At 73.1% G+C, this 2,163-nt stretch carries 2 protein-coding genes and 2 pseudogenes; 1 reads left to right on the forward strand and 3 read right to left on the reverse strand.

Annotation, left to right across the window (positions count from 1 at the left end; genetic code table 11):
- A pseudogene (locus AOK11_RS36725) lies at positions 1–248 on the reverse strand (rhomboid family intramembrane serine protease); the annotation flags it as partial.
- 132 nt (positions 249–380) lie between these two features.
- Here AOK11_RS36725 and AOK11_RS36730 point away from each other — a divergent pair.
- The gene (locus AOK11_RS36730; RefSeq protein WP_055597962.1) at positions 381–824 is read left to right on the forward strand and encodes a hypothetical protein; all 444 of its coding nucleotides are present in this window, start codon (positions 381–383) and stop codon (positions 822–824) included.
- 12 nt (positions 825–836) lie between these two features.
- Here AOK11_RS36730 and AOK11_RS36735 read toward each other — a convergent pair.
- Both AOK11_RS36735 and AOK11_RS45880 read right to left on the reverse strand, forming a co-directional pair.
- A partial coding sequence (locus AOK11_RS36735) for an FAD-dependent oxidoreductase (RefSeq protein ID WP_240497631.1) occupies positions 837–1,977 on the reverse strand: 1,141 nt, incomplete at its 5' end.
- 2 nt (positions 1,978–1,979) lie between these two features.
- Positions 1,980–2,163 (reverse strand): annotated as a pseudogene (locus AOK11_RS45880) (FAD-dependent oxidoreductase); the annotation flags it as partial.

Below are 2,163 nucleotides of genomic sequence, written 5' to 3' on the forward strand. Positions count from 1 at the left end.
ACCCCCGTCCCGCCCGTGGGCACCAGGCGCGGCATCCGGTGGTGGATCAGCTCCTGCGGCACGGCCGCGTACCGGTCCAGGAACGCCTGGAGATCGCACAGTTCCGCGAGACTGCTCCCGCCGCCCGTCAGGGAGCCGACGACACCGGGCGTGAAGAACACGAAGACGACGAAGTTCGCGGCGAGCAGCGCGTAGGTGACCCACGGGGTGCGCCGTGCCGGATTCACGTCATGAACGGGGATGACCACGTCCCACTTGTGCCCTTGCCGCCGCCGGTGAATCCGCCGCTCCGCTGAACACCGCCGTCCGGCCCCGCGTATCCCTTCCCAACTGCCTGCGGCGCGGGGAAGGGGCCGCGGGGCCGACGTGAGGAACGGGCCATGAACGACCGAGTGACCACTGCGATGCAGGCGCTGCCCGACGGAGAGGCGGAACTCACGCTCGTGGTGCGCCTCTCCTGGGAGGACGTCGCCCGGCTCGGCCAGGAGGCGGGGCGGCTCGCTTCCCGGATGCAGCGGCCGGTGACGCTGGACGAGGCGGTGAGCCACCGCCTGCGCTCGGCGCGGGCCACCGCCGCGCACGCGAAGCCGACGGGGGAGCAACCGCCGGCTGCCGTGAGCGCGGGAGGCACCGGTGCGGCCGGTCTCGCCGGTACCGGCAGCACCAGTGCCTCCGTCGGTACCGGCAGCACCGGCGCCTCCATCGGTACCGGCGGCACCAGTGCCTCCGTGTCGTCCCTGCCGCCCCGGCCCGCGACGGACCATGCGCGGCCTCCGGCGGAGCAGGCGCGGCAGGCGATCGAACGGATCAACGGGACCGCGTAGACCGGACGGCTGTCAGGACATACGCGGCGACGGCCGTCCCGCCGTGGCGCGGATCTTCGTGGTGGCCTTGCGGGCCGCCACCAGGACCGGGTCCCAGGTGGGGGAGAACGGCGGGGCGTAGCCCAGGTCCAGCATCGTCATCTGCTCCACCGTCATCCCTGCGGTGAGGGCGACCGCCGCGATGTCGACGCGTTTGCCCGCGCCCTCCCGGCCGACGATCTGGACCCCGAGCAGGCGGCCCGTGCGCAGTTCGGCGAGCATCTTCACCGTCATGGGGGAGGCGTTCGGGTAGTAGCCCGCGCGGCTGGTCGACTCGATGGTGACCGTCTCGAACCGCAGCCCCGCGCGGTGGGCGTCCTTCTCCCGCAGACCGGTGCGCGCGATCTCCAGGTCGCAGACCTTGCTGACCGCGGTACCGACCACGCCCGGGAAGGTGGCGTAGTCGCCGCCGACGTTCGCGCCGATGATCTGGCCGTGCTTGTTGGCGTGCGTGCCGAGCGCGATGTGCCGCTCCTGGCCGGAGACCAGGTCGAGCACCTCCACGCAGTCGCCGCCGGCCCAGATGTTCTCGTACCCGCGGACCCGCATCGACCGGTCGGTGAGCAGTCCGCCGTGCTCCCCCAGGGGCAGTCCCGCCGCCCGCGCCAGGCCCGTCTCCGGCCGGACCCCGATGCCGAGCACCACCACGTCCGCCGGGTACTCGGCGTCCGCCGTGGCCACGGCCCGTACCCCGCCGTCGTCCCCGGTGAGCAGTCCGGTGACCTCGGTGTCGTTCACCATGGTGATGCCCAGACCCTCCATCGCCCTGTGCACCAGACGTCCCATGTCGGGGTCGAGGGTCGCCATGGGCTCCCGGCCGCGGTTGACGACGGTCACCTCGTAGCCGCGTTTGATCATCGCCTCGGCCATCTCCACACCGATGTACCCCGCCCCGACCACCACCGCGCGGCGGCCGGTCGTGCGCGCCAGCGTGTCGAGCAGGGCCTGACCGTCCTCCAGGGTCTGCACCCCGTGCACACCGTCGGCGTCCATGCCGGGCAGTTCCGGGCGGATCGGCCGCGCGCCGGTCGCGATCACGAGCTTGTCGTACGACGTCCAGGACTCGGCGCCGGAATCGAGGTCCCGCGCGCGCACCCGACCCCGGCCGGGGTCGNNAGGTCGATGTGGCGCGCGCGGTGCTCCTCGGGTGTGCGGGCGATCAGCTCGTCGCGTTCGGCGACGTCCCCGGCCACCCAGTAGGGGATGCCGCAGGCCGAGAAGGACGTGAAGCGTCCGCGCTCGAACGCCACGATCTCCAGCTCGTCCGGCCCCTTCAGCCGGCGCGCCTGCGACGCCGCGG

Source organism: Streptomyces hirsutus, assembly GCF_001418415.1.
Classification (GTDB): domain Bacteria; phylum Actinomycetota; class Actinomycetes; order Streptomycetales; family Streptomycetaceae; genus Streptomyces; species Streptomyces hirsutus.